At 48.5% G+C, this 6,442-nt stretch carries 6 protein-coding genes; 5 read left to right on the top strand and 1 reads right to left on the bottom strand.

Going from position 1 to position 6,442, the window contains the following annotated elements; all coding sequences use genetic code 11:
• Positions 1 to 159 precede the first annotated feature (159 nt).
• The 5 genes from cysZ (at position 160) to crr (ending at position 5,069) form a co-directional block, all read left to right on the top strand.
• Positions 160 to 906 carry a sulfate transporter CysZ gene (gene cysZ, locus CAG65_RS20090; protein ID WP_161454763.1) on the top strand — a complete coding sequence of 249 codons (747 nt, stop codon included), beginning with the start codon at positions 160 to 162 and terminating at the stop codon, positions 904 to 906.
• Positions 907 to 1,065: 159 nt separating this feature from the next.
• Entirely contained in the window at positions 1,066 to 2,034 is a 969-nt protein-coding gene (gene cysK, locus CAG65_RS20085) for a cysteine synthase A (protein WP_021703768.1), read from the top strand.
• 300 nt (positions 2,035 to 2,334) lie between these two features.
• Positions 2,335 to 2,592 (top strand): HPr family phosphocarrier protein, encoded by a 258-nt coding sequence (locus CAG65_RS20080; RefSeq protein WP_011078325.1) that lies wholly within the window; start codon positions 2,335 to 2,337, stop codon positions 2,590 to 2,592.
• A gap of 136 nt (positions 2,593 to 2,728) precedes the next feature.
• Positions 2,729 to 4,453: a phosphoenolpyruvate-protein phosphotransferase PtsI gene (ptsI, locus tag CAG65_RS20075; RefSeq protein ID WP_161454762.1), complete on the top strand. Its 1,725-nt coding sequence runs from the start codon at positions 2,729 to 2,731 to the stop codon at positions 4,451 to 4,453.
• A 106-nt stretch (positions 4,454 to 4,559) separates the two neighbouring features.
• Complete coding sequence (crr, locus tag CAG65_RS20070; protein WP_021703766.1) at positions 4,560 to 5,069, top strand: PTS glucose transporter subunit IIA; 510 nt, start codon at positions 4,560 to 4,562, stop codon at positions 5,067 to 5,069.
• A gap of 58 nt (positions 5,070 to 5,127) precedes the next feature.
• Here crr and CAG65_RS20065 read toward each other — a convergent pair whose 3' ends face one another.
• A complete protein-coding gene (locus CAG65_RS20065; RefSeq protein ID WP_161454764.1) occupies positions 5,128 to 6,276 on the bottom strand; it encodes a 2-octaprenyl-3-methyl-6-methoxy-1,4-benzoquinol hydroxylase in 1,149 nt (382 codons plus the stop codon).
• Between the last annotated feature and the right edge of the window lie 166 nt (positions 6,277 to 6,442).

Here is a 6,442-nt window from a genome sequence, read left to right as displayed (position 1 = left end):
GTCAATAGTATTCAGGTTACTTTACCAAAACTACCCCCCGTTTTAGAACAACTTAATGTTAGAAGTTCTATTTATGGTGTGACTTTGACCACGCTTTTTTTCCTGTTAAGGTTCGTTAGAATACAAAACAGCAATATTAACGTTAATTCCTAAGACATTATGAGTACACATTTGAGACAACGTAGCGGTTTTGGCTACTTTTTTTACGGGCTGGAGCTGGCTTTTCAGCCTGGCATACGCCGATTTGTCATGATGCCTCTACTGGCCAACATCTTATTGGTCGGAGGGGCGCTGTTCTATTTATTCTCTCATCTCGACACCTGGATTGGTCAGATGATGGGGCAACTCCCGGATTTTCTGTCCTGGTTAAGCTACCTCCTCTGGCCAATTATAGTGTTGACCATTCTGGCCACATTTTCCTACTTCTTCAGTACCCTGGCAAACTTCATTGCCGCCCCGTTTAACGGTCTGCTGGCAGAAAAAGTGGAAGAAAAGCTGACCGGACACAAGATCAATGACGACGGCATTTTCGACATTATTAAGGATGTTCCCCGCGTTATGGCCCGGGAGTGGCGTAAACTGATTTATATGCTGCCCAAAGCCATTGGCCTGTTTTTGTTGCTGCTGATCCCTGCTTTGGGTCAGACACTCGGACCCGTGTTATGGTTCGCGTTTACCGCCTGGATGCTGGCTATCCAGTACTGTGACTATCCATTTGATAACCACAAAGTCCCGTTTCACGACATGCGTAATAAATTGAAACAAAATCAAAGTAAGGCGTATGGCTTTGGTGCACTAGTCGCAGTGTTCACCACCATTCCGATTCTCAACTTATTCATCATGCCTGTGGCGGTCTGTGGTGCCACCGCCATGTGGGTCTCTGAGTTCAAAACGCCGCAACGTTGAGAAATCCTGGCACCGACTTTTTAAGTGGGTGCCAATTTGCACGCTTTACCTTTCTTATTTCAGTCTCATATCTTATAACTTTTTAATCCTTTTCCGCTTTTTACCAACAACATATGCTTTTCAGTGTATTCACTAAACGTGTAATGAAGGAACATCACCATGAGCAAGATCTACGAAGATAACTCATTGACCATTGGTAACACCCCCCTGGTTCGTTTGAATAAAGTCAGCAACGGCAAAGTACTGGCTAAAATAGAAGCGCGTAACCCAAGTTTCAGCGTGAAGTGCCGTATCGGTGCCAACATGATCTGGGATGCCGAAAAACAGGGTAAGCTGAAACCAGGCGTCGAACTGGTTGAGCCAACCAGTGGTAATACAGGGGTTGCGCTGGCATTCGTTGCCGCCGCTCGTGGTTACAAACTGACGCTGACAATGCCAGAGTCCATGAGCTTGGAGCGCCGTAAACTGCTGAAAGCACTTGGCGCGAATCTGGAACTGACCGAAGCGGCGAAAGGCATGAAAGGCGCCATCGCGAAAGCGGAAGAAATTGTCGCCAGCAACCCGGACAAATACCTGCTTCTGCAACAATTTAACAACCCGGCCAACCCGGAAATTCATGAAAAAACAACCGGCCCTGAAATCTGGGACGCGACCAACGGAGAGATTGACGTGTTTGTTTCAGGCGTCGGTACGGGCGGTACGCTGACCGGAACCAGCCGTTACATCAAAGGCGAAAAAGGCAAAGCGATCGTGTCGGTTGCGGTTGAGCCAGCCGAGTCTCCGGTTATCGCACAGGCACTCGCCGGCGAAGAAATCCAACCTGCTCCGCATAAAATTCAAGGAATCGGCGCAGGCTTCATCCCTGGCAACCTGGATTTGGAACTGATTGACCGCGTAGAAGCCGTGACGTCTGAAGAAGCGATTGAAATGGCTCGCCGCCTAATGGAAGAGGAAGGTATCTTAGCCGGTATTTCTTCTGGCGCAGCGGTTGTCGCGGCAAATCGACTTGCAGAACTACCTGAATTTGAAGGAAAAACCATTGTAACTGTGCTGCCAAGTTCTGGCGAGCGTTACCTCAGTACCGCCCTGTTTGCGGGCATCTTTACCGACAAAGAGAACCAACAGTAAACCTGTGGTCAAATCAATTTTTGGTTTAAAAAAGCCCCTTTTAGGGGCTTTTTTGTTGATCCTTGCCTCACCTTTGGTAATATCGGGTCAGCTTTATTTCTAGCTTCAAAATAAAAGAAGCGGAAGAATTTATATCGACGGCTAGTTTTCCTAACGGAATGCAAAGCGGTTGCAAAAAGTTCACTCCAGTATCAGCTGTAACACGTAAAAGGCGGGGTTGCGCTAGCGCAACCCAACAGTTGCGGTTAAGCTGAAACTGGTTAAGAAACTGAAAAAAATAAATCAATTGGGGTATATAACATGTACGAGAAGCAAGTAGAAATCACTGCAGAAAACGGTCTTCACACTCGTCCAGCTGCACAGTTCGTAAAAGAAGCAAAAGCATTCGACGCGGACATCACTGTGACTTCTAACGGCAAAAGCGCTAGCGCAAAGAGCCTGTTCAAACTACAAACTCTTGGCCTGGTTAAAGGTACTGTAGTAACAATTTCAGCGGAAGGCCCTCAGGCTCAACAAGCTGTAGACCACCTAGTTGCTCTGATGGACCAACTGCACTAATCCGGTCTCCTATTTCAAAGCCATTTTGCCCACGCAAAATGGCTTTGTTGGAAATAGGCCCAAACTTAAGCTACAAATATTCGTTAGCGCACTCATAAATCTCCCGTTATAAAGTTGACCAATTTAAGGTAAGGCTATGATTTCAGGCATCCTGGCATCTCCTGGTATTGCTATCGGTAAAGCACTACTACTTCAAGAAGATGAAATTGTCCTAAATACGACCACTATTTCTGACGCTCAAGTTGAAGCAGAAGTTCAGCGTTTCTATGACGCTCGCAACAAATCTTCCGCTCAGCTGGAACTGATCAAACAGAAAGCACTGGAAACTTTTGGTGAAGAAAAAGAAGCGATCTTTGAAGGTCACATCATGCTTCTTGAAGATGAAGAGCTAGAGGAAGAAATCCTAGCACTTATCAAAAACGACAAGCTGCACGCTGATAACGCCATTCATACTGTGATCGAAGAGCAAGCCACTGCGCTTGAATCTCTGGACGATGAATATCTGAAAGAACGTGCGACTGATATCCGCGATATCGGTACGCGCTTTGTTAAAAATGCACTGGGTATCAACATTGTGTCACTGAGTGACATCAATGAAGAAGTTATCTTGGTTGCATACGACCTGACGCCATCAGAAACCGCGCAAATCAACCTGGACTACGTACTGGGTTTTGCGTGCGACATCGGCGGTCGTACTTCTCACACTTCCATCATGGCTCGTTCGCTCGAACTTCCTGCGATTGTGGGTACCAATGACGTTACCAAACGTGTGAAAAACGGCGATACTCTGATCCTGGATGCGGTTAACAACCAGATCATCGTTAACCCGTCCGAGGCTCAGCTCGACGAAGCAAAGCAAGTTCAGGCGGCAGCGATCGCAGAGAAAGAAGAACTGGCGAAACTCAAAGATCTGCCAGCCGAAACTCTGGACGGCCACCGCGTTGAAGTGTGTGGCAACATCGGTACTGTAAAAGACTGTGACGGCGTACTGCGTAACGGCGGCGAAGGCGTTGGTCTGTACCGTACAGAATTCCTGTTCATGGACCGTGACGCCCTGCCAACGGAAGAAGAGCAGTACCAGGCGTACAAAGAAGTGGCAGAAGCGATGCATGGCGAAGCCGTCATCATCCGTACCATGGACATTGGCGGTGACAAAGACCTGCCATACATGGATTTGCCACAAGAAATGAACCCATTCCTGGGCTGGCGTGCGGTTCGCATCAGCTTGGATCGCCGTGAAATTCTGCGTGATCAGCTACGCGGTATCCTGCGTGCATCGGCTCATGGCAAACTGCGCATCATGTTCCCGATGATCATTTCTGTTGAAGAGATTCGTGAACTGAAAAAAGCCATTGAAGAGTACAAAGCAGAGCTGCGTACTGAAGGTCTGGCGTTCGACGAAAACATCGAAATCGGTGTGATGGTTGAAACACCGGCAGCTGCTGCAATCGCTCACCATCTGGCAAAAGAAGTTTCGTTCTTCTCTATCGGTACCAATGACCTGACTCAGTACACACTGGCGGTTGACCGTGGTAACGAAATGATTTCTCACCTATATAACCCGCTGTCTCCAGCCGTACTGAACGTGATCAAGCAAGTCATTGATGCGTCTCACGCTGAAGGCAAGTGGACCGGTATGTGTGGCGAACTGGCTGGTGATGATCGCGCTACATTACTGCTACTGGGTATGGGTCTGGATGAGTTCTCCATGAGCGGCATCTCAATCCCGAAAGTGAAAAAAGTGATCCGCAATACCAACTTTGCTGACGTCAAAGCGATGGCAGAAGAGGCTTTGTCTCTCCCGACTGCTGATGAAATTGAAGCGTGTGTAGAGAAATTTATTGCAGAAAAGTCTCAATAAATCTGCTAATACCAAAGGGATAGGCGACTAAAAGTAGTCGTCTATCGACTATGATTGGTATACTATAAATCGACAGAAAAAAACTCAACGTTAGGAGCATGACACAATGGGTCTGTTTGACAAACTTAAGAAGCTGGTCTCTGACGACAGCGCTAGCGCGGGTGCAATCGAAATCATCGCACCACTTTCAGGTGAAATCGTAAACATCGAAGACGTGCCAGATGTTGTTTTTGCTGAAAAGATCGTTGGTGACGGCATCGCTATCAAACCTGCGGGTAACAAAATGGTAGCTCCTGTAAACGGTACTATCGGTAAGATCTTTGAGACCAACCATGCGTTCTCAATCGAATCTGACGACGGCGTTGAGCTATTCGTTCACTTCGGTATCGATACTGTTGAGCTGAAAGGCGAAGGCTTTAAGCGCATCGCTGAAGAAGGCCAGACAGTGAAGGTAGGTGACACTATCATCGAATTCGATCTGGCTCTGCTGGAAGAGAAAGCAAAATCTACGCTGACTCCAGTGGTTATCTCTAACATGGACGAAATCAAAGAGCTGAACAAGCTGTCTGGTTCTGTGACTGTTGGTGAAACGCCAGTGCTTCGCGTCACTAAGTAACACTTAGTCATGCAACAAAAAACGCTGCCATAGGCAGCGTTTTTTTGTCGTTAAACTTTTACATGCCTAATGCATATTTGAGTACCTGTTGCTTCACCGGCCCCGAATGTTCCGCCAGTTTCAGCGCGGCATTGCGCAGCAATTTCAGCGGTGGTAAATCATTACTGAAGCCTTTGTAAAACACATCCATCCCCGTTTGCATTAACAGATTGTCCGGACGACGACGACGCTCATACCGCTTGAGCAAAACCGCCTCTAACTCATGACCGTCACTCTCGTCCAACAGCACCGCCACATCTTTGAAGCCGAGGTTGACTCCCTGTCCGGCCAGGGGATTGATGGTGTGCGCCGAGTCTCCCACCAGTACACATCCGCGCTGGGCGTACGTCTGTGCATGACGTCGGGTCAGAGGAAACGAGCCCATCCCCTGAACCTTCACATCGCCCAACTCAGGAGGAAACGTAGTGAGGATCTGTTCACGCAACTGATCATGATTGAGCGCACTTAACTGGCGTATTTTCTGCGGAGAGTCATACCAAACCAGTGATCCTTGATGACCACACAAAGGCAAAAACGACCGCGGGCCAGCTGAGGTGAACTGTTGCCAGGTGATGTCCTGTTGCGGCTTCGCCGTCTCAACACTAATCAGCATACAGTGCTGGCGATAGTCCCAGGCGGTCACCCCAATACCAGCCAGTTGTCTGACGTGCGAGTTAGCCCCGTCGGCCCCCACGACCCATTCGACGTCGAACGTCTCGCCAGAACTGAGAGTCACACGGTTGCGCGCCCCGAATTCGATGTCGCTGAGCGTATCCGGACATCTGACGGTCAGGTTGTCATACTGGTCGAACTGTTGCCACAGTCCGAGCTGAATCAGACGATTTTCGATAATGTAGCCCAGTTGCTCCAGCGCCATCGACTCTGCGTCAAAGCGGGTACGGCACTCTGGGTGCTCCCAGGTTTCCAATCGACGATACGGACAGACACGCATCGCGGCGATATCTTCCCAGGCGCCCAGTTCACGCAACAAAGCCACCGACGTTTCAGAAATTGCTGAAACACGGATATCCATGGGCTGAGCGGCGTCAAATGCCTTTGGCTCAGCCCCTTCCACCAACACCACACTGCGCCCCTGGCGAGCAAAACCGAGTGCGATAGCGGCACCGACCATACCGCCTCCGACAACGGCGACTTCATAGTTGTTCATTTCTTGCACTTCATCGTCTTGATTTTCGACCTGTTTTTCATTGTACGTTTTCATAACCAAAATGTAACTAAAAACCTTGAGCCGCGTGTGGTCAAAACCCAGTAAAAACAAGGCTTCTAAGAGAATTTACTGCAATACTGGTCAGTTGGTTTTTAAAGCAGTACAA

Source organism: Vibrio sp. V39_P1S14PM300, from assembly GCF_009904765.1.
GTDB classification, from domain to species: domain Bacteria; phylum Pseudomonadota; class Gammaproteobacteria; order Enterobacterales; family Vibrionaceae; genus Vibrio; species Vibrio proteolyticus.
Note: the sequence above shows the minus strand (reverse complement) of the source record. Positions and strands in the feature narration are given on the sequence as shown.

Excerpts from the sequence above, each read along its gene's own strand:
- cysZ (WP_161454763.1), top strand. The coding sequence starts at position 160 with ATGAGTACACATTTGAGACAACGTAGCGGTTTTGGCTACTTTTTTTAC.
- cysK (WP_021703768.1), top strand. The coding sequence starts at position 1,066 with ATGAGCAAGATCTACGAAGATAACTCATTGACCATTGGTAACACCCCC.
- CAG65_RS20080 (WP_011078325.1), top strand. The coding sequence starts at position 2,335 with ATGTACGAGAAGCAAGTAGAAATCACTGCAGAAAACGGTCTTCACACT.
- ptsI (WP_161454762.1), top strand. The coding sequence starts at position 2,729 with ATGATTTCAGGCATCCTGGCATCTCCTGGTATTGCTATCGGTAAAGCA.
- crr (WP_021703766.1), top strand. The coding sequence starts at position 4,560 with ATGGGTCTGTTTGACAAACTTAAGAAGCTGGTCTCTGACGACAGCGCT.
- CAG65_RS20065 (WP_161454764.1), bottom strand. The coding sequence starts at position 6,276 with ATGAACAACTATGAAGTCGCCGTTGTCGGAGGCGGTATGGTCGGTGCC.